We start from the raw sequence: 21,507 nt of genomic DNA, 5'->3' as shown, positions 1-21,507 counted from the left end.
TTCTATACGCGGAAGCATCCCCCGCCGATGAATTCCCTCAACAGGGAGTTCGTCGGCACATTTTCGCTTCCGATCCCCACAAAATAATCGAAAAACTTCAGCAGTCTCTTTGCCTCCAGGTACTCTTCCGTATCTTTGTCTACTCCGAACAGAAGAGGTTCCACATACTGCTTAAGCACGGCAAGCTCGTAGAGCAGGGAGGAATTGAACATCACATCCGCCTGCTCCTGGAAGGGGAAGATATTCCTCTCCTCTCCCCGCCTCACCGAAGGCCACATGGATATGGTTCTTGTGGCGGAAGCTCCCCGCGTCCTGGCGTCCCGCACAATCCTGCGGATCAGCCGCCCGTCTGTGGATGGGATCCGGTTATGCTCGTCAATATTGAGCTGGGTCAGGGCGCTGATATAGATCCGGAATTTGTTATCGTCATCCAGCATCTCTGTCAGCTTCGGATTCAGACAGTGAATCCCTTCTATCACAAGGATATCCTGGGGACCAAGTTTCTTCGGATGGGTCATGGTGCTCCGTTTTCCCGTAGTAAAATCAAAGACCGGCAGATACACTTCTTTCCCGTCCAGAAGAGCCTCCATATCCTCGTTGAACTTCGGGACATCGATAGCCTCCAGACACTCAAAATCATAGTTTCCGTCCGCATCCCTGGGCGTATGTTCCCTGTCCACGAAATAATTGTCCACTGCGATGGGATGGGGCTTCATCCCGTTGACCCTCAGCTGGATGGAAAGCCGGTGTGAAAATGTAGTCTTTCCGGAGGAGGAAGGTCCGGCGATAAGAACGCACTTCACATTTCCCCTCTCTGCGATCTGCCTGGCAATCTCTCCGATTTTTCTTTCCTGGTAAGCTTCCTGGACCAGCACAACCTCCCGCATGTCCTGGTGGGTTACCATGTCGTTGAGGGCTCCTACCGTATCGATCTCCTGACTGTCCCCCCACGCCACGGATTCCCGGAGCACATGGAACAGTTTCGGCCATGGATTGAATTCCGGCACCTTTTCCGGATTCTCCCGGTCCGGCATCTGCAGGACGAATCCTCTTTCGTAGAGATGGAGGGAAAAATATTTCAGGCACCCCGCATCCGGCACCATATATCCGTAGTAGTAGTCTTCAAACTCATTGATACTGTAGATGTTCACCTTTGACACCCGCCGGTACTCGAAGAGACGTTCCTTGTCATACATCCCGTGTCTGTGGAACAGTTCCACTGCCTCATCGGTATGAATCGACCGTTTTTCAATGGGAATTCTCTGATCAGACAGTTCATGCATCCGTGACGCGACCTTTTCCAGAAAGGCTTCGTCCAGGCTGACGTCACCTTCTACTGTACAGTAGTACCCTTTTCCCAGGGAAAAGTGAATCCTCACCCGTTCGATCCTGTCATGTCCCGCCACATCATGCACGGCTTTCACAAGGAGAAAACACATGCTCCGCTTATATGTCTCATGTCCGATGGGGTCTCCCGTCGTCACGAAAGACAGCTCACAGTCTTTCTGCAGCGTTTTTCTCAGCTCCTGAAGATGGAACCGGTCCGCAAACACAAGTACAATCTGATGCTCATACTGATCCTGAAAATCCCGGGCAATCTCCTGATAGGACGTACCTTCGGGATATTCTCTTTTCACGCCTTCTACCGTAACCGTGTATGTTGTCTCTGCCATTGTGCTCCTCCTTTAATGCCTTTTCTTTCTGCTTACTCAGATCACCTGGAAAGGATGAATCACCGGCGCCGTCTCCACTTCCAGCCCCGGCAGCTTCTCCGCGAAAAACCGCTTCATATCATCAATGAAAATATATTCTGTTCCGTAGTGGCCTGCATCGATAACCGCAAGTCCCTGTTCCACTGCATCGATACCGTCATGATGTCCGATATCCCCCGTCACAAGAACATCCGCGCCTTTCTGGATGGCAGGCTTAATGGCAGACTTCCCGGATCCGGGTGAAACCGCCAGCGTTCTGACGCGCCGGTTCATATCGCCGAACACCTTGATGCTTCCCAGGTTCAGTTTATGCTTGACATAGACACAGCATTCCTCCAGGCTCATCTCCCGTTCCAGCCTGCCGATCCTGCCGATGCCTTCCTCTCTCTCCCCGTCTGCACCCGTCACATCCAGCACCTGCGTGTCCCGGATATCCAGAATCTTTTCCGCCAGTTCTGCCATCCCGAGAACGTCATAGTTGGTGTGCATGGCATAATAGGAAATATCATTCTGAATCAGCCGCATAACCCTGCGGCTTACGAAATCTTCATCCGTCACTTTTTTCAGAGGTGAAAAGATCAGCGGATGGTGGGTCACAAGCATATCCGCTCCGGCTTCCACCGCCCGTGTGATAATCTCATCCGTCGCATCCAGTGCGAGATAGACCCGGTTCACTTCCTTTTCGCTTCGCCCTGCGAGAAGCCCCACATTGTCAAAATCAAGCGCCGCATTTCTCGGATACGTCGCTTCTATCACCTGTATAATCTCTTTACAAAGCATAGTATTCCATCCCTTTCTCTGCATATGTAAGTTCTTTCTGAAGTTCATCCCTTCTACGGCGGATCTGCTCCCCTTCTCTGCCTGCAAGCGCAGAGAGAATCTCCTTTTTCAGACGGATCTCCCGCTCCAGGAACGCACGCAGAACAGAATTCCTGTCCCTCAGGAGAAGCCTGCCGTAGCGCAGTTCCACCGGTGACCACCTTTCACGGCTGCAGGTATCTTTCTGCCCCGGCGGCGCCACCTTCATCATGGGATAATATTTTCCATCGTCCAGGACCATATCTTCCCGGATAAACAAAAAACCTTCCTCTAAAAGAAAGGCTCTCACTTTTTCAATCTCCGACTGGGGCTGAAGAATGCACTCCTGAAGGGTATTTACCACATCAGCGCCCTCTTTCAGGATCCGCATCATCAGGCCGCCTCCCATGCCCGCAAGCACAGCGCTCTGCACCTCTCCCCGCTCCAGCCCGGCAAAGCCGTCCGAAAGCCGCAGGGAGATCTGCTCTTCCAGCCCGTGTTCGCGGACATGCTCTCCCGCTCTCTCGAGAGGTCCTTTGTTCACATCCATGGCGACTGCCCCGGGATTCTTACCGCTCTCCACAAGACAGATAGGAATATAGGCGTGATCTGTCCCGATGTCGGCAAACTTTAATCCGGCGGTCACAAGATCTGCGACCGCCTGTAATCGAATCGATAATTCCATCTCCTGTTCTCCTGTCCGGGAAGTAATCAGTCCAGATAGTCCCGCAGTTTCCGGCTTCTGCTCGGATGACGCAGCTTTCTCAGCGCCTTCGCTTCAATCTGACGGATACGCTCTCTCGTAACATCAAACTCCTTGCCCACCTCTTCCAGGGTGCGCGCCCTGCCGTCGTTCATTCCGAACCGCAGACGGAGCACTTTCTGTTCCCTCTCCGTCAGGGTGTCAAGCACCTCGTCAAGCTGCTCTTTGAGAAGTGTCTGCGCGGCAGCCTCCGCAGGTACCGGGACATTGTCGTCCTGGATAAAGTCTCCCAGGTGGCTGTCCTCCTCTTCTCCGATGGGAGTCTCCAGGGAAACCGGTTCCTGGGAGATCTTCAGGATCTCGCGGACACGGTCCACCGGCATGTCCAGTTCTTTGGCAATCTCCTCCGGGAGCGGCTCTCTTCCCAGCTCCTGAAGCAGCTGTCTCGAGACACGGATCAGCTTGTTGATCGTCTCCACCATATGAACCGGGATACGGATCGTCCTTGCCTGGTCTGCAATGGCTCTCGTGATCGCCTGGCGGATCCACCATGTCGCATAGGTACTGAATTTGTAACCTTTATGGTAATCAAACTTTTCCACAGCCTTGATCAGGCCCAGATTTCCCTCCTGGATCAGATCCAGAAAAAGCATGCCTCTTCCCACATACCGCTTGGCAATGCTGACTACAAGACGCAGGTTGGCCTCGGCGAGTTCCTTCTTCGCATCCTCGTCGCCTTCCTCCATCCTTCTTGCGAGCTCAATCTCACGCTCTGCGCTCAGAAGGGGGACTTTTCCGATCTCTTTAAGGTACATACGGACCGGATCCTCGATGCTGACGCCCTCCGGAACTGACAGGTCGATATTTTCCATATCCACCTCTTCCTCGTCCGCCAGAATATCATCCAGATTCATGTCCATATCCATATCCACATCATCGGTATCTCCGCTGATGCGCAGGACATCGATATTATTCGACTCAAGATAATCAAAGACTTTCTCCATCTGATCGGCATTGAGTTCCATGTCCGTAAAAAAGTCATTGATCTCCTGAACGTCCAGTATGCTCTTTTTCTTCTTTCCCAGGGCAACCAACTGTTTCAGTCTCTCCAGAAATTTCTGTGTGTTCTCTTCCATGTGTCCATCCTTCCTTCGCCGGCGCACAAACGCAGGCTATCATGTTTTATTTTATCCTCAATCAATAGAAATATGCAGTTTCTTCAGGTCTTCCAGCTTTCTCTTCTCCTCCATCAGGTGCTGCAGGCCGGCAAGGTCGTCCGGGGAGAGGTTCATGGTCTTCACGTCGATGCTGTGGCTCTTCACCCGCAGAATCGTCTCCTTGAGCGCCTGTTCCCTTTCTTCCTTCGTCTTGAGCTCCCGGATTCTCGTGTGAAACAGAGAAGCCGCCTGTCGGTGTTCTTCCTCTTCCGTAAAATGATTCAGAATCTGCGCCGGATTCAGTTCCCCTTTCTGTCTCTGTTCGTAGAGCAGCCCGGCAACTTTCCGGTAGATCTCCCCTGTGAAATCATCGGGGGTTATGTATCTGCTGATTTTATCATATAGAGAAGCATCGTCGATCATCCACGTCAGGAGCGCTTTCTGGGAGACCAGGATACCGTCTTCCTTCTGCTGCTTCTGCGTCCCGTCCGCGCGTTTCGGACGTGCCACCGGACGCGCCATCCCGGCACTTACCGCCTTCTTTGCGACCAGTTTTTTCAGGCTTTCGGGCGTCACTTTATACTCGGAGGCAACCGCCTCGATATAGTTGTTACGCTCCAGTTCATCCTCAAACGCAAGGAGTCTTGCCGCAGCCTCGTTGAAAAACTCGGTCTTTCCTTCCGGGGAATTCATGTCATAATCCCTGGCAAGCATGGCGATTGTAAACATAAAACCGTTGCGGGCATCTTCGATCCGCTTTTCATACTCTTCGGCTCCCAGATTCTTGATAAACTCATCCGGATCCTTATAGGGGGCCATGCGGATTACCTTAGCCTGGATCCCCGCTTCCCTCAGAATCGGCACCGCACGCAGCGCAGCCCGTGTTCCCGCATCATCGCTGTCATACGTAAGATAGACTTCCTTCACATAACGCTTGATCAGGGAGGCATGTCCCGCTGTCAGCGCAGTTCCAAGAGACGCCACCGCGTTTGTGAATCCCGCCTGGTGCAGGGAGATCACATCCATATATCCCTCGCACAGGAGGAAATACGGTTTTCTTGAGGTCCTTGCCCGGTTCAGCCCGTACAGATTGCGGCTCTTGTCAAACACCGCCGTCTCCGGTGAGTTCAGATACTTGGGTTTCGCATCGCCCATCACCCGGCCGCCAAATCCGATGACCCGGCTGTTTACATCCATGATAGGGAACATAACCCGGTTCCAGAACTTATCATAGACGCCCTGACGCTCATCCGTATTAATCAGCCCTGCCTGGCGGATCAGATCCTCGCTGTATCCCTTCTGCCGCAGATATTTATACAGGTCGTCGCTGAATTTATTCGAATATCCCAGACCGAATGCGGTGATCGTCTCATCCGAGAGTCCCCGGTTCTTCAGATATTCATATGCGGTCTTTCCCCGCTCGGATTTCAGCTGTACGTAAAAATATTTTGCAGCCAGTTTGTTCACTTCCAGGATCGATGACCTCAGATCAGCCCGTTCCTTTGCTTCTCTCGAGTATTCTTCCTCCGGGAGGGCAATTCCCGCCCTGTCTGCCAGAAACTTCACTGCCTCCATAAATGAAAAGTTCTCGTACTGCATCAGAAATGTGAAGACATTTCCTCCTGCGCCGCAGCCGAAACAGTAATACATCTGCTTCTGCCGGCTCACGGAAAACGAGGGTGATTTTTCATTGTGAAACGGACACAGCCCGAAATAATTGCTTCCTTTCTTCTGCAGCCGTACATAGCCGGAAATCACGTCCACAATATCATTTCTTGTCCTTATCTCTTCGATCAGTTCATCCGAATAATACATGTCAGCCTCCTCTGGAAAGAGTAAAGTAAAGAATACCCTATACTATATATTCGACAAAAGATTTTGATTTCCTTTAAATTTTCCACGATTCGGGGACAAAAAATTCTTCAAACTTCTTGACGGCATAGGAGTCTGTCATTCCGGCAATATAATCGCAGACAATCTGTTCCCTGCTGTTGTCCGGATTTGACAGGGCGTCCAGAAACTGCTGCGGCAGCAGTTCCAGATGTTTTACATAGTATGTATAGAGCTGTTCAATCATATGTACAGCCTTATCTTCTTCTCCTTTTGCCTTTGGATTGAGATAGACATTCTGAAACATAAACTTTCTTAGATCGGTCATCGCCTCGCCCACAGCCGGCGACATGCAGATCTCGGGGCGATCCATGCTGTTCGTAATCACATCGTGGACCAGACAGTTCAGCCTTGCCCGGCAGGTCTCGCCCAGGACGCTCCGGAACTCTGCCGGAATATCCTCCTCCGTCAGAATTCCTCCCCGGATAGCATCATCCATATCATGATGGATATAGGCAATCTTGTCCGAGAGACGGACCACCTGCCCCTCCAGAGTGTGAGGATGTCCGGCAGTCTGATGATTTAAGATGCCGTCCCTCACTTCCCAGGTCAGATTCAGTCCCCGTCCCCCTTTTTCAATGCACTCCACCACCCGCAGGCTTTGCCGGTGGTGGGAGAAATGATAGACATGATTGAGGGCCTTCTCCCCTGCATGTCCGAAAGGGGTATGCCCCAGGTCATGTCCCAGGGCAACCGCCTCCACCAGATCCTCGTTCAGCCTCAGCGCCTTGGCGATGGTCCGGGCGATCTGGGACACCTCAAGGGTATGTGTCAGCCTTGTCCGGTAATGATCGCCCTTGGGCAGAAGAAAGACCTGCGTCTTCTGCTTGAGCCTGCGGAATGCCTTGCAGTGCAGAATCCGGTCCCTGTCTCTCTGGAAAACAGGACGGATGTCACACTGGGGTTCCTCCCGCTCTCTGCCGCGGGTATTCCTGCTCAGCGTTGCATACGGGCTTAAATATTCCACTTCCCGCTCTTCGATCTGTTCTCGGATGGTCAGGCTCATGGCTGTTTCTCCTTTTCTTTCAGTCTTTTCTCAATGGCATCGACTACGGTTCTGAGTACCTTTACCCGGGCATAATACTTGTCGTTGCCCTCCACAACCACCCATGGAGCATAATCCGTGGATGTGCGCAGGAGCATCTCATTTACCGCATCTTCGTACTGATCCCACTTTGCCCGGTTACGCCAGTCCTCATCGGTGATCTTCCACTGCTTCTCGGGATTCTGCTCTCTCTCCCGGAAACGCCTCTCCTGTTCATCCTTGTCGATATGCATCCAGAATTTGATCACAATCGCTCCCGAATCATAGAGATCTTTCTCCATATCGTTGATCTCCTTGTAGGCTCTCTGCCATTCTTCCTTTGTGCAGAAGCCCTCGATCCGCTCTACCATAACACGTCCGTACCAGGTCCGGTCAAAGATGGCCACATGTCCGTCTTTCGGCATAGCCCGCCAGAAACGCCACAGATAATGGTGGGCTTTCTCAATATCATTGGGAGACGCGGTCGGGTTCACCACATATCCGCGGGCATCCATCTTCTCGGTCAGCCGCTTGATGGCGCCGCCTTTTCCTCCGGCGTCCCAGCCCTCGAATCCGAGCACAACCGGGATTCTTCTCCGGTACAGTTCGCCGTGGAGTTTCTCGATTTTCTTCTGAAGCTTATCCAGCTTCTCCTTGTACTCTTCCCTGGTATATTTCAGCGACAGATCTGCTTTTGAGAGGATGGAAACCTGCAGTTCTTTCATATCATGGTCAGCTTCCTGCGCAATCTCCGCTATTTTCTCAGTGCCGGAAAGGACGGCATTGTCCCTTTCTTCCACCTCTTTCTCCGCCTTTTTCTGTTCTGCCGCAGCCTGCACTTCCTCGATGGCATCCGCCAGCGCCTTGATCACGGTAGTATAGATCTTCACCGTGGCAAACCTGCGGTCCGTGGACTCGATAATCGTCCAGGGGGCATAATCTGTGTCTGTCTTAAAGAGCATGTCTTCCATCATGGCGGAATACTCGTCAAACTTCGCATTTCGTTCCAGGTCTCCCTGGGTTACGCGCCATGCCGTCTCCTTGTTCTTTTTCAGTTTTTCAAAACGTTTCTTCTGTTCTTTTTTGTCTATATCAAGGAAAAGCTTGATAATCACATTCCCGTCCACGGCGAGCTGCTCCTCAAAAGAATTAATGGAATGGAACACCCGCCCGATATCTTTTTCCTTTGTCCGCTTCTCGAAGCGGTCAATCAGGACTTTCCGGTACCAGCTCCCGTCAAAGATGGAGATCCTGCCCCGCTCCGGGGTCTTCGTCCAGAAACGCCAGAGGAACGGATGCATTCTCTCTTCCTCTGTCTCGTTCTTGATCGGATATACCTGGAATCCTCTCGGGTCCATACTCTGGATGAGACGCCCGATCTGCACGCCTTTTCCCGATGCACCAAATCCTTCAAATACAATCATCACCGGGATTTTCAGTTCCTTGCACTGCCTCTGCAGCAGTCCGAGCCTCGCCTCGAGCAGCGGCATCTTTGCTCTGTATTCTTCCTTAGACAACGATTTTGTCAGATCAACTTTTTCTAACATCTCTTTTTCCTCCGGTTCTTTATTCAGATATTATTGACGTGTTTCCTTAAATTATTGTAATTATATCATACAATCATAATAAAAAAAGGAAAAATCGCGTTTGGATTCTTCCTTTTTTCTAAATATTTTAGTCTTCATAAAAACGCATGTCATCCCAGACGTTCATAAGCTCTGACCGGTCAAGCACTTCCGTCCTTGTCTCGTGGTCAAAGATTCTCACCGGCGAGACCGCTCCTTCATACTTCGGCCAGTTTTCCGGATCGGGATCTCCGGTCTTAATAAAGCGCACCCATGCTCCGTGCATGTCGGAGATAATCTTATTCGCCGCCTCCTCGGACTCTCCCTCAAAGAACACCTTGCTGAACTCATGTTCTTTTACGCCGAACACGCAGGGAAGATCAAAGGCATGGGTCACAAGCATTCCCGTCTTTTTCGCGAACTCTGTGAGGTATTCGAACCGGTACATCCATGTATCCGCATACTGTCCCTGATACATGGCAGCCTTGACGGAAGGCATCTCCCACACGTAGTCTGTGGCGAAATGTACGAACGGCGACCCGTATTTTTCTTCTTTCGCGGGATCGTCATAGTACGCTTTAATGGCGTCATAGCCATCGAGATGACCGTTCTGTCCAAACATATCATGTACCATTTCCCAGCTGTTCGGGAATCCGGTATTCTCCTCGTGAACGAACATGGTTCCCTCGTGGAGGTTGTCGCCGATGATCAGTTTCACGCCTTTCGCGCAGCCGTCTTTGATGGCGTCAAGAGGACGGCGGGGAAGCAGATCATCGATTACCGGGCCCGGCTCAAAGATCCCCGGATAGTGGTACTGGTGCACCCTCTCCTGATAGCGGGTGGCTTTGATCATCTCCTCGGCATCTCCGTTTTTAAGTTTCTCCGCCAGATTCCTGTCGTCCCATCCCATTCCTTCCAGGAAGAGATCCACATTTTTCCGCTGCATCTGCGGGGTCATCACACAGTTGCACAGAGCGCTCTGGGCGATAACCTTCTGAAAGTATCCCTGCACAGCCGGAACCGCCATCAGCGTAACTACAGCCGCTCCTCCCGCAGATTCTCCGGCAATGGTCACATTTTCGGGATCGCCGCCGAAAGCCGCGATGTTCTCGTGGATCCATTTCAGGGCCATGATCATATCAGAAAGTCCCCGGTTGGACTCGATCTCCTCACATCCCTCGTAGGTTGAAAAATCATAGAATCCGAACACTCCCAGACGGTACTGGAAGTTGACGTAGATCACGCCGTCCTGCGCAAAGGTATCGCCGTGGTACAGCGTGTCGCTTGCGCTTCCGCACATGTATCCGCCTCCGTGGATCCAGACAAAAACGGGAAGCTTTTCTCCCGCAGCCTTTTTCTCTTCAATATTTTCCGGGCAGACAACATTAATGGTCAGACACTCGTTGGACCCCTGAAAGATCCCCTTGTCATCCTGCAGCGCCACCGGTCCGTATGCCTTTGCCTCAAGGACGCCGTCCCAGGGCTTACACTCCCGGCACCGTTTCCATACAAGGGCGCCTACAGGCTGCTCTGCAAACGGGATTCCCAGATATTTCACGAGACTGTTTTCTTCAAAGCCTTCCACTTTTCCATATTTGGTTTCAACGATATGATTCATTTTTATAGTCCTTTCTGTTCTGACTTGTACAGAACTTATTTTTCCCAGCCCGTTGTCCCTGCAATTCGCGGGAAATGCGCCATTACATGGCAGATCGCCCCATCTTTAATTTTAAAAGCTTCTACAATCATCATTCCCCTGCATCCATCAGGAGCTTCTTTATTATCCTGAAGCAGACACTCACTGACAACAAGTCCGCGAACCGGATCTGCAACTGGATAGCTTCTGGTGTTTTTTGGTGTTTTCCAACGGAACCCCGGATTATGTTTAAAATCCCCCAAAAATGAATATGAATGATTCGTCGTACGATACCCATTTTCAATTCGTTGGGCATCCGGGTGAACCGGAAGCTTTTTCCGCGCTTCTTCCTGTTCACAAGCATCCCAGTATGTTTCTACGATCTCAATCAGTTCCATGCGGGTTGAGCGTTCTTCTTCTGGAACAGGTATTTCGAATTCAAGATCAGGAAGTTTAATATCATGAATCTCATTATAAAAATTACGGATTCTCCTGTCACATGCAAGCTCTTCTATTTCTGTGATCTCATGGTTTTCCACTTTGATCCGTACCGTATACTGGTAATAAATTACGTAAACCGGAAAATCTATTTTAAAATCCTGATTTCTGTCTATTGTTTCATTTGTCATCATTCCAAAAAATACAGCTTCTCCACTGACAGGATCTACAAAAGTCTGTCTTTCTCTTATAACCAATGTATTTTTCCAGACTTCATTTTCTCCGGGATGGATTTCCATCCCATTATATGTTGCCCGGCAGTTATCTGCCAACGGAAGTGCAGACGGATTCTTTTCAATCAGAGCCTCCGTATATTTTGTCATGATGTTTACTAATTCACGACGTTTCACACTGTTTCCCGTCATTATATTCCCTTCCTTTAATCAATTTTTTATTTTATAACTTTTCATAAAAACTCTCACCATCACAAACTTTTTTCCCTCTTATCTTAAAACATCCATCCGGATCTCAGATATCTTCCCGGCTCTTATACTATAATACACCGAACTATCCAGTTCCTTCAAATGCCTGGGCTCGGGATCTTCTCTGAATTTTACCAGGATATTTGAAACCGCATACTCACCCGGGATAAGATCTCCTTTTCCATAAATGTGATAAACAACATCCACACTGCCAAAAAGTCTTGCTTTTACAACACCATCCTCTGGAATCAGGTACTCTGGAAGGGCCGGCGAAAACATACATTTCACGCTGCCTTCCTGTTCCTTCACAAAATGATTGCCAAAAAACATCCTGCGCCATATATCAAGAAATTCTGCTGTAGAACCGGAAAGCCGTGCCACAAAGCCTCTGCCGTGAAGAGATTTGTTTTCATTGACACTGCTGGCGATAAAAGAAGAATTTTCTGTCAGGCTTCTGCCATAAGTCCGATAATCCATAAACGGAACGCATGCCGTGTGCAATGCATCAAAAAACTCTTTATACATCCCGGATTTCAGCAGTTCAAGAAGATACTTATACTCCATGTGAAGCCATATGGACTCGTTTTCCAGCCATCCCCTGCCAAAAGCTCTTGCTCTTCCGATATCCTGAGGCTGATCTTCCAGAGATGTGTTTATTTTATACATTTTAAGTTCTTTGTCATATAAATCTGAATTCCTGACCTTTTCAAAAACAGATTTCTTTACTTCCTGACTTACCGGAAGCTTCAGAAAACGGACTGGACCTTCAAGGAAATCCGGCATGTGCCATTCCGTCAGGTTATGGAATGTTATCGCACCGTTCTTTTCTTCAAATCCATCCATATGATACGAACAGTATGCCGGAGGAATGCCCTTGTTCTCCCTGACAGCCTGTGAAATTCCATCATCCAGATAAAAAGAAAAATGGGAAAGAATATCTGCGAGCTCTTCTGCCTCAATTTTTCTCTGCTTTCCATCAATACCTTTTTCTGTGGCAGTTCGATATGCCTCTTTGGCAATATTGATCCTGTTCCACACATCCAGTTTATCCGCTGTTTTACTTTCAAATGAGTTCAAAGCTTCTTTCTCTTCCTCCAGAAGTCGCACCAGTTCCTCCGGCAGAAGGACAGGACGGTTATATCTCTTGAGGTTCTCTACTACGAAAAGTAACATTCTCTTCAATTCATATGTCTCACACATGGAAGAACCAAACATGCTTGGAAGTCCATTCAGTGCGTCATACCATCCCGGTCTGCCCGCTTCCATCTCAATGCCTTTTCCCTTCATATCCAGTGCAGCAAACTTCACTATACAAAGCAGGATCAGTTTTGTCATAAGAGAAGAACGGTAAACTTCTCCTTTTCCGTAATCAGTGTGAACCCATTTTTCAGTGTTTTCATCTGATTTTTCGCGGAGAAAGATGAATTCCCGCACTCCATTTTCTGTTTGTACATACCTCTCTTCTCTGGGGAGAACAGACGCACAGGAGCTATAGTACAGATAATCTGTATCATCATAGAGCAGATACTCTCTTTTCTCCGGATAAATCTCAAGATATTCTTCCACTAGGTCTAAGTTATAAGTCCAATGATCTGTCCAATACCCTTCGCTGAAATCAGCATTCTGAACTTTTTGTGAATGAGACAGGATCTTTCCGAACAGTTCTTCTTCACCCTCGTGCAACGCCATCAGCAGCCTGCCAGGGAAAAATTTTTCTTCCAGAATCAAAGCAAGTTCCTTTTCTCTTTTTTCGGACACAATTCCTTGCAGGAAAGATGTATCTTCTGTTATAAATGTCTCAGGGAGCAGAACAAGAGGGTTATATCCGTCCAACTGTATCAGATTATAGAATATTTTTATATTATAGTCTCCGACAAATGGTGAAAAAATAAGATCGCTTCGCCTGTTCTGGTTCACATCCCGGTAATTTCCATTTCCCTGGGAACAATATTCTGCTGACATAGAGAAAGAGTTATAATCACGTTCCAAATCGCCATGTTTTCTTGAGTAAATATATAAAATCTTATCTTTTGTAATTTGAACCGGATATCCTCCGCGGAGCAGATTATCCAGATAGGTCTGCCTGCAGTATTCGTCAAAACATTTATCTGCAGTTACTGTATTAATATGGGCAGTGATCTCATCCGCGATTTTTTCTGTCCTGGCATATTTACTGTCGAAAAATGTCTGATCCAGCCCTTTCTCCGCAAACAATTTCAACCCCTCATAATCCATTGTATGGCCTATCAGTGTATTAATTTTCAGTGCTCCGCCCGGAGCGATCTTTCTGCTCAGGCAGGAAAATCCGCATGGAATCTGATTCAGCACGGTCTGGTTTCCAGAGATCAATTCTGATAACGCATGTTTTTGAAAATTGACCGCATTCTCCAACGCCGTATCATATGCGAACAAAACCCCAGGGTCAACAATAACAGGCAGACGGTTTCCATTCTCATCAAACGCTGCATAAAAATTTCCTTCTTCGATCTGCTTAACTGCAGTTGTATCTCCAGAGCTTGCCCTAAGACGATAAAAAGGGAGATTTTCTTCGACATTTTCCACCTGCATCCACGCCTGTATTGTCTGAGTTACATTTTTCATATCATTTAATGTCACGCCATATGGGATCAGTTCGGGGATTCCGTCCACAACCTCCAGATCCATGGAAGATCCTGACTGATTCGTAATCGTCAGCTGCCGAACGAGGGCTCCGTTTTTTTCTTCGGGGAGAACATAATAGAGAACTTCTGTCCTGATGCCTGTTTCTTCATTCTTAACCGAAATTTCAAGCTCATTGTTTCCCACATACATATAGCTTTCATCTTCATAGGATGAAAACGGTTCGAAATATCTTCCGTCTGCTTTCACAAATGTGCGGAATCCTTTTTTTCTTACAAGTTCATAAGAAGTATGTGCAGGATAGAATTCCATAATCGGATTCTGCTTGTCGCTTATCCCAAAGCTGCAGATTCCCTGTCCACGGTTCACGTAGAAGCTCCATACAGGAATTCCCTTTATACCTGCAATACCCGGAAGAAAACTGGAAAATTCTTTCTGCTTCTGGTAATTTTTAATTATAAAACGTCTTTTTTCATCAAACATATCACCAACTCCTTGTCTGTCCACATTTCCCTTTGATCAGGATTTTAAAAAAGCGCCGCTGTCTGCACAGCAGCGCTTCAGATTACTCACAAAATCATTCTTTTACCGCACCTACGGTGATACCTTTTACAAAGTACTTCTGCAGGAACGGATATACAATCAGCACCGGGATAAGACCGATTACACCGATCGCCATACGGGATGTGGTCGTCGGGATGTTCGCCGTCGTCACTCCTGCGCCCTGGGCTGCAGTGGACAGCCACTGGATATTTTCACTGATCCTGTTTAACAGAAGCTGGATCGTGTAGTACTGGCTTCCGTTTCTTTCTGTCAGATAGTACAGACCGTTTGTCCAGTCATTCCAGTAGGCAAGCCCTGTCATCAGACCGATTGTTGCGTTGATCGGTATGGACAGAGGCATGGCGATTTTCCAGAAGATTCCAATCTCGCTGCATCCGTCGATTCTTGCCGCCTCACGCAGAGATGCGGGAATGCTGTTGACATAATAGTTCTTTACCAGAATAACGTTGAATGCATTCATCATCAGGTTCGGAAGAATCAGCCCCCAGATCGTATCACGGATGTGGAACACATTACTCCAGATATAGTAGCTTCCTACCACACCGCCGGAAAACAGCATAGTGAAGATACACAGGAAGTTCAGAATCTTAACGCCCGGAACAAAGTCCATGGACAGCGTATATGCGAACATACTTGTAATAATCATGCTGACGCCGGTGCCGATCAGGGTAACAAGGATCGTCATCAGATAACTTCTGCCGATATCCGCCCATCTGGTTGCAATATAGGTATAGGCATCCAGGCTGAACTCTTTCGGGATAATGGAATACCCCTGTGTCATAACCGCGACCTCGTCGCTGAACGACGCAGCTACAAGGAGGATAAACGGAATCAGTGCACACAGTGCAAAGAACATCAGGACAACATGTGATATAACCTGCCATTTAAAGGCGTCTCTTGTCTTCATAATCTTTCCTCCTCACTTAGAACAGCGCGTCTCTCTTGCTGATCTTTCTTACAACACCGTTGGCAGCCATGATAAAGATAAATCCGACTACTGACTGGAATACGGCTGCTGCCGCAGACATTCCGAAGTCGTTGTTGTTCATCAGGGCATTATATACATATACATCGATGGTCTGGGTTGTGTCGTAAAGGGCTCCGGAGTTTCTCGGGATCTGGTAGAACAGACCGAAATCTGAGTTTGCGATACGTCCCAGCATAAGGATCGTCATAGTTACTACGGTAGATTTGATCAGCGGCAGGGTGATAAAACGGATCTGCTGCCACTTCGTCGCGCCGTCAATCGTCGCCGCCTCGAAATAATCCGCGCTGATGCTGACGATACTGGAATAATAGATGATCAGCATATAGCCTACATTCTTCCAGATATAAACAATGAACAGGATGACCGGCCAGTACTGTTTGCTTGTATACCATGCCACATCCGGAAGTCCGAAGAAGTTCAGGATGCTGTTGATCAGTCCCACGTCCTGCGCCAGAAAAGCATATGCCAGATAGCTTGCCAGAACCCAGCTGATCAGGTAAGGAATGAGCAGCATGCTCTGATAAAATTTCTTAAATCCTTTCAGCCGGACCTCGTTTAAGAGAATGGCAAGGGCAACTGCAATAGCCGTTCCGACGATGAGAAATACCAGGTTATAACCGATTGTATTTCGGATGATCTTGAACGCTGTATTGGAACTGAAGAGGAACTCAAAGTTTTTCAGTCCCACCCACTCACTCCCGAAAATGCCTTTCCGGACATCCAGCTTCTTGAACGCAAGGAGCATTCCGTAAAGCGGCATGAAATTGTTGCAGATCAGGTACGCGATTCCCGGAAGCGCCATCACATAAAACGGAAGGCAGCGTACGATTTTATTACTCTTTCTCTTTGTCTTCATATTTTCCGTCCTTCCCGGTTCGGGTATTCAGAAGGCGGCCCCGGCGGACCGCCCTCATCATGATGATTTTACTGATTACTCCTGTGCTGCAAGCCATGCGTCAAGCTGCTCCTGGTTTGCCGCAATTACGTCGTTGATACCTGCTGCCTCAAGCTCTGAGATAAACTGCGGAAGCACCGTATCCACGTCTACCATTCCAAAACCAAGCTGTGCCCCGTAAGTCTCAATCACATTATTGATCGCAGAGATCTGGTTGGAATACTCAGACGAGTCGAATGTATAGCCAAACGCCTTGGAGTATTCGATGGAAGTATCATTATATGCAACAATCTCGTCAAACATCTCAGCATCTACCGGCACATACTTCGGTGCAGAAAGCGCATCGCCATAGATCGGACCTGAACCGGTATACGGTACTGTCGCAGCATCCAGTCCTTCCGGGTAATCGATGATAATCCTGCCATCGTCCAGCGTCTCAACAATTTCATAGCTTTCCCCTTCAATTCCGGCGGAGAGCAGCCAGCTGACATTTTCAGAAAGTTCCCTGTCCTGATAGAGAATGTTGAGGAACTCCATGACTTTTTCCGGGTTTTCACTTGTCACCGGGATCGCCCACAGCGCATAAGCCGCTTTCGTAGTCGTCGCATAGTCCGGGAAGAAGCGGATCACTGTCAGATCCTGTCCCACTGTTTTCTCATTCTGCGGAATTCCTTCCAGTCCGTTGCTTTGTACATACATAAAAGCGCCTAAATACTGGCCGGATGCAAGAAGTGTTGGCCATGTGTCTGTAATGGAAATGACATCCGGGTTTATGTAACCTGCCTGATTCCAACCCCGGATTCTCTCGTAGGCCTCTCTGTACTCATCCGTCGCGAAACGGTTTACAACGGTTGTATTGTCAAGGCCTCCGTTCATCAGAGAACCTATCGCCGGGTCGCCCAGATCGTCTGTCGGCACGAGATTTGTGACAAGCGGTCCATCTGCAAAACCTGCAATCGCATAATATCCGGAACCTTTAGACTCCTGATAAGCCGCCAGAACTTCCTCCACGTCTTCCAGTGTATAGATCTGATTCTCGTCAAAGGAGAAGCCGAGCGCTTCCAGCTCAGAAGTAATCGCTGCAAAGCAGTAGCCTCCGCCTGCGTAATAATTAGCCGGAACTGCATACAACGTCTCGCCCATGTATCCGATATCGATAAGATTGCCGAGGCAGGACTGAATATCCTTTCCATACTCATCATAAATATCATTAAGCTCTGTCAGCCCGTTCACATTTACATAATTGGAAATGGAATCCATGTTGCTTCCCATTGATTCGATACAGAGCAGATCCAGCTTTTCGCCGGAGGTAATCTGCAGTGTGGATGTATTGGGAATGTCCCAGGCTGCGATGGGTTCCAGAGTCACTGTTGCGTTGATCTCCGGTTCAATGATGGCATTGATTGCAGCCTCTACATCGGCAAGTCCCGAGTACTCCTGTCCCCAGGTCGGAACCTGCATAACGATATTGTAAGGTTCTTCTCCTTCTCCACCGCCTCCGCTGTTTCCGCCTTCACTGTCTCCGCCGCCGCTGCAGGCTGTCAGTCCGAATACCATTGCCGATACTAACATAAGTGATACGATTTTCCTTTTCATGATTATCCTCCTTTTTCCTGATCTCTTGTGATCTCCTTAAGATGTCTTTATTATAGCCGTCCGGATTCTTTTAGACCATTCAGATTTAAAACCTCTGACTTTTGAATTTTAAACTTTTGCATCTGAAATTTATAAATCTGAAACTTCTGAATCTTCTGAATCTGAAAAGAAAAATCGATTATTCAGAATTTCTCCGCTTATTTATTGATCCGGCTGTTCGTGGAAAACCGGTTGCGCTCCACCGCCCGGTTTGTCTCTATCACCGTCTGATAATTTTCCTCGTACGACAGGGCAAAAAAGCAGCTGTAGATAATATCAAGAATCGTGTGGATACTCTGTCTGGTGGAAAATGTGCTGATTTTGGAATGTACGTTTTCCCGGGTGCTGATATCAAGACATACATCGCTGTATTGTCTTACCGTATTCTCCCCGATCCCGGTAACCGCCATGATGGGGATTTTTTTCTTCTTCAATATATGGCATACCTCCGCCGCATGGGGCGTCTCTCCGGTATAGGAAATCACCATCGCACTGCTGCCCTGGCGCACTGCCCTGGCCTGGAAAAGCTGTTCTGCCTGCAGCTCACAGTATTCCACCGGCTTTCCGATCCGCTTCATGGAATAGGCAAATTCCTGGGCAGCCATATAAGACATGCTTGTCCCGTACATATACAGGATTTCCGTTTTCTTTAAGATCTGGAGCACCCGCTGCAGCCGGTCCTGGCGAATCAGCGAAAGTGTGTCCGAGATCGTCTCCTGCTGCAGCACGGCAATCTTGTTGGCAATCTTCATAATATTATCCGTCCCGGTAAAGGGTACATTTGCATCAATATCGTGGAAATGGCTGTCCAGATACGTCTGTTCCTCACCAAAAGACTGCCTGAATTCATTCCATCCGGAAAACCCCAGTTTCTTTGCAAACACAACCAGGCTTGCCGGAGAGACATAGATCTTATCCGCCAGTTCCCGCACGGTAAGGTTCACAGCCTCGTCCCTGTGGTCCAGAATATAATCCCGGATATGTTTTTCGTTTTCCGACATATGGATACTTTCCATTTTCTGCATAATAAGCATATGATCACCTCTCGTAATTCTCTCATAATAAACTTTCTTCGTGTAATAAACCTTCTAATTAAACCTTCCTCTATCATAACATATACATCATTTAATAAATATCCCGTTTTTTTCAGGGAAGTTGTAAACGCTGTTTAAAGATGAGGCCGGACCATGGAAATGCACAGTTCCTTTCATTTATAATTTTATCTGGCACAGCAATATTCCCAAAAAACGACCGGCTGCCAAAACGCAGACCGGATAAAAAGAAAGCAGATGCCAGATAAAGAAAGGAGCATGATAATTTATGAGAAAGGATTTTTTATGGGGCGGCGCCACTGCTGCCAACCAGTATGAAGGAGGCTACCGCGAGGGCGGGCGGGGTCTGAGCATCAATGACGTAGAGCGGGGCGCCTGCTACGGGAAAACCAGGCAGATCGATGATTCCGTTCTGGACGGAGTTTACTACCCGTCCCACACGGCAGTTGATTTCTATCACAGATACAAAGAAGACATTGCACTCTTTAAAGAGATGGGATTCCGGTGCTTCCGCCTGTCCATCTCCTGGTCCAGGATCTTCCCGAACGGCGATGAGACAGAGCCCAATGAGGAAGGGCTTGCGTTTTACGACCGTGTATTTGATGAACTCCGGAAAAACAATATCGAACCGGTGGTCACTCTGTCCCACTATGAGACTCCCCTGTATCTGGTGCAGAAATACGGGTCCTGGAGGAACCGGAAGCTTGTGGGCTTTTTCCTCCATTACTGCGAGACAGTGTTTGAGCGATATAAAGACAAAGTAAAATACTGGATGACATTTAACGAGATCAACGCAACTCTGGCAAGTCCGCGCCCCTGGCATCAGGCAGGAATCGTTTACTCCGACTCCGAAGACCGATGGCAGACAGCATTCCAGGCGTCCCATCACATGCTCGTGGCGTCAGCCGCTGCCGTTGCAGCAGGCCACAGGATCAACCCGGAATTCCAGATCGGCTGCATGCTGCTCTATCCCCAGACTTACGCCGCCACCTGTGCGCCGGAAGACCAGATCGCAAGACATGATAAGATGCGTTTCACCTATTATTATGGCGATGTCCAGGTGCGCGGGCGCTATACGAATACCTGCCGGGACCTGTGGAAAAAATACAATGCCTGCCCTGCAATGGAACCCGGAGATGAGGAGATCCTGAAAAACGGGACAGTCGATTACATCGGCTTCAGCTATTACTTTTCTTCTATCGAGGGCAAGGGTCTCGAACAGGTGGAAGGGAATATCTTTGCCGGGGGCAGGAATCCGCTTCTCGAATCCACACAGTGGGGATGGCAGATCGATCCCCTCGGACTGCGCCTGACTCTCAACGAACTTTATGACCGCTATCAGATTCCTCTGTTTATCGTGGAAAACGGCATGGGCGCTGTGGATCAGATCGCTTCGGACGGCAAGATCCATGACGACTACCGCATCGACTATCTGCGCAGACACATTCAGGCCATGAAGGATGCTGTAGAAATCGACGGCGTAGATCTGATGGGATACACGCCCTGGGGCTGCATCGACCTGATCAGCGCTTCGACGGGAGAGATGAAGAAGCGCTACGGGTTCATTTATGTCGATAAAGATGACACGGGTGCCGGAACCCTCAACCGCATGAAGAAGGACTCTTTCTTCTGGTATCAGAAAGTTATCGCGACGAACGGGGAGGATCTGGCATAATGGAAGATCAGAAAAGTATGAGCATGAAAACAAAATGCCTGCTCTCCTTTGTGGGAATGAACATCCTTGCCGCAGGGATCATCCTGAACACCAAGTCCACCCTCGGCGTCGGCGCCATCAACACGCTTCCCTATACTGCTGCGGAGATTCTGGGAGTAAGTCTGGGAACCACAACTGTGGTTCTCTACTTTCTCTTCATCGGGATTCAGTGCATCCTTACCCGGAAAGCAGACCTGAAAGCCTTTTTGCAGCTGCCCTTTTCTTTCGTGTTCGGAGTCGTCCTGAATATCTATGACGCTCTTCTGGAATTCGCCCCCTCTTCCCCGGTTCTGAAGCTGCTCACTCTCTCCGCAGCGATCCTGCTCACTGCCCTGGGGACCTATCTTATGACAGCCGGAAATCTTATTTTGAATCCTCCTGACGGGCTGGTCCGTACTCTCGCAGAATATGTCGGGAAACCGCTGGGGCTGATCCGGAATATTTTCGATATCAGTATGGTGGTCGTGGCAGCGGTACTCGGATGGATCATCTGCGGTCGGACTATCGGGATCGGGATCGGAACACTGTTGTCCGCACTTCTGATCGGGCGGTTCATCTCCCTGTTCCAGGCCATAGATTTTAAACTTTCAAAACCTGCCGGCATATGATAAAATATTTCAGTAAACGGTAAGCGA

Annotated in this window: 16 protein-coding genes; 2 read left to right on the top strand and 14 right to left on the bottom strand. The window is 48.8% G+C overall.

What is annotated here, in order from left to right:
- Positions 1-2 precede the first annotated feature (2 nt).
- The 14 genes from B5F07_RS04940 to B5F07_RS04875 form a co-directional block, all read right to left on the bottom strand.
- The gene (locus B5F07_RS04940; protein ID WP_087160164.1) at positions 3-1,673 is read right to left on the bottom strand and encodes a nucleoside kinase; all 1,671 of its coding nucleotides are present in this window, start codon (positions 1,671-1,673) and stop codon (positions 3-5) included.
- A gap of 36 nt (positions 1,674-1,709) precedes the next feature.
- Entirely contained in the window at positions 1,710-2,492 is a 783-nt protein-coding gene (locus tag B5F07_RS04935) for a Nif3-like dinuclear metal center hexameric protein (RefSeq protein WP_087160163.1), read from the bottom strand.
- Positions 2,482-3,195 carry a tRNA (adenine(22)-N(1))-methyltransferase gene (locus B5F07_RS04930; protein ID WP_087160162.1) on the bottom strand — a complete coding sequence of 238 codons (714 nt, stop codon included), beginning with the start codon at positions 3,193-3,195 and terminating at the stop codon, positions 2,482-2,484. Before B5F07_RS04930 ends, B5F07_RS04935 begins: the two co-directional genes overlap by 11 nt.
- A gap of 26 nt (positions 3,196-3,221) precedes the next feature.
- Positions 3,222-4,349: an RNA polymerase sigma factor RpoD gene (rpoD, locus tag B5F07_RS04925; RefSeq protein WP_087160161.1), complete on the bottom strand. Its 1,128-nt coding sequence runs from the start codon at positions 4,347-4,349 to the stop codon at positions 3,222-3,224.
- A 57-nt stretch (positions 4,350-4,406) separates the two neighbouring features.
- A complete protein-coding gene (gene dnaG / locus B5F07_RS04920; RefSeq protein WP_087160160.1) occupies positions 4,407-6,185 on the bottom strand; it encodes a DNA primase in 1,779 nt (592 codons plus the stop codon).
- 73 nt (positions 6,186-6,258) lie between these two features.
- Positions 6,259-7,260 (bottom strand): deoxyguanosinetriphosphate triphosphohydrolase, encoded by a 1,002-nt coding sequence (locus tag B5F07_RS04915; RefSeq protein ID WP_087160207.1) that lies wholly within the window; start codon positions 7,258-7,260, stop codon positions 6,259-6,261.
- A gap of 2 nt (positions 7,261-7,262) precedes the next feature.
- Positions 7,263-8,831: a polyphosphate:AMP phosphotransferase gene (gene pap, locus B5F07_RS04910; RefSeq protein ID WP_087160159.1), complete on the bottom strand. Its 1,569-nt coding sequence runs from the start codon at positions 8,829-8,831 to the stop codon at positions 7,263-7,265.
- Between the two features lie 127 nt (positions 8,832-8,958).
- Entirely contained in the window at positions 8,959-10,467 is a 1,509-nt protein-coding gene (locus B5F07_RS04905; RefSeq protein WP_087160158.1) for a carboxylesterase/lipase family protein, read from the bottom strand.
- 35 nt (positions 10,468-10,502) lie between these two features.
- On the bottom strand, positions 10,503-11,348 hold the full coding sequence (locus tag B5F07_RS04900; RefSeq protein ID WP_087160157.1) for a hypothetical protein: 846 nt from the start codon (positions 11,346-11,348) through the stop codon (positions 10,503-10,505).
- Positions 11,349-11,426: 78 nt separating this feature from the next.
- Positions 11,427-14,507: a hypothetical protein gene (locus B5F07_RS04895; RefSeq protein ID WP_087160156.1), complete on the bottom strand. Its 3,081-nt coding sequence runs from the start codon at positions 14,505-14,507 to the stop codon at positions 11,427-11,429.
- 94 nt (positions 14,508-14,601) lie between these two features.
- Positions 14,602-15,495, bottom strand: coding sequence for a carbohydrate ABC transporter permease (locus B5F07_RS04890; RefSeq protein WP_087160155.1), 894 nt, complete (start codon positions 15,493-15,495; stop codon positions 14,602-14,604).
- 16 nt (positions 15,496-15,511) lie between these two features.
- A complete protein-coding gene (locus B5F07_RS04885) occupies positions 15,512-16,432 on the bottom strand; it encodes an ABC transporter permease (protein WP_087160154.1) in 921 nt (306 codons plus the stop codon).
- A gap of 75 nt (positions 16,433-16,507) precedes the next feature.
- A complete protein-coding gene (locus B5F07_RS04880; protein WP_087160153.1) occupies positions 16,508-18,067 on the bottom strand; it encodes an ABC transporter substrate-binding protein in 1,560 nt (519 codons plus the stop codon).
- 197 nt (positions 18,068-18,264) lie between these two features.
- Positions 18,265-19,140, bottom strand: a complete 876-nt coding sequence (locus tag B5F07_RS04875; protein ID WP_087160152.1) for a MurR/RpiR family transcriptional regulator — start codon at positions 19,138-19,140, stop codon at positions 18,265-18,267.
- A gap of 286 nt (positions 19,141-19,426) precedes the next feature.
- Here B5F07_RS04875 and B5F07_RS04870 point away from each other — a divergent pair, with 286 nt between their 5' ends.
- Positions 19,427-20,833 carry a 6-phospho-beta-glucosidase gene (locus B5F07_RS04870; protein ID WP_087160151.1) on the top strand — a complete coding sequence of 469 codons (1,407 nt, stop codon included), beginning with the start codon at positions 19,427-19,429 and terminating at the stop codon, positions 20,831-20,833.
- Positions 20,833-21,480 (top strand): YczE/YyaS/YitT family protein, encoded by a 648-nt coding sequence (locus tag B5F07_RS04865; RefSeq protein WP_087160150.1) that lies wholly within the window; start codon positions 20,833-20,835, stop codon positions 21,478-21,480. The genes B5F07_RS04870 and B5F07_RS04865 overlap by 1 nt, the downstream gene beginning before the upstream one ends.
- Positions 21,481-21,507: the final 27 nt, after the last annotated feature.

The organism is Lachnoclostridium sp. An169 (genome assembly GCF_002160525.1).
GTDB lineage: Bacteria > Bacillota > Clostridia > Lachnospirales > Lachnospiraceae > Mediterraneibacter > Mediterraneibacter cottocaccae.
Note: the sequence above shows the minus strand (reverse complement) of the source record. Positions and strands in the feature narration are given on the sequence as shown.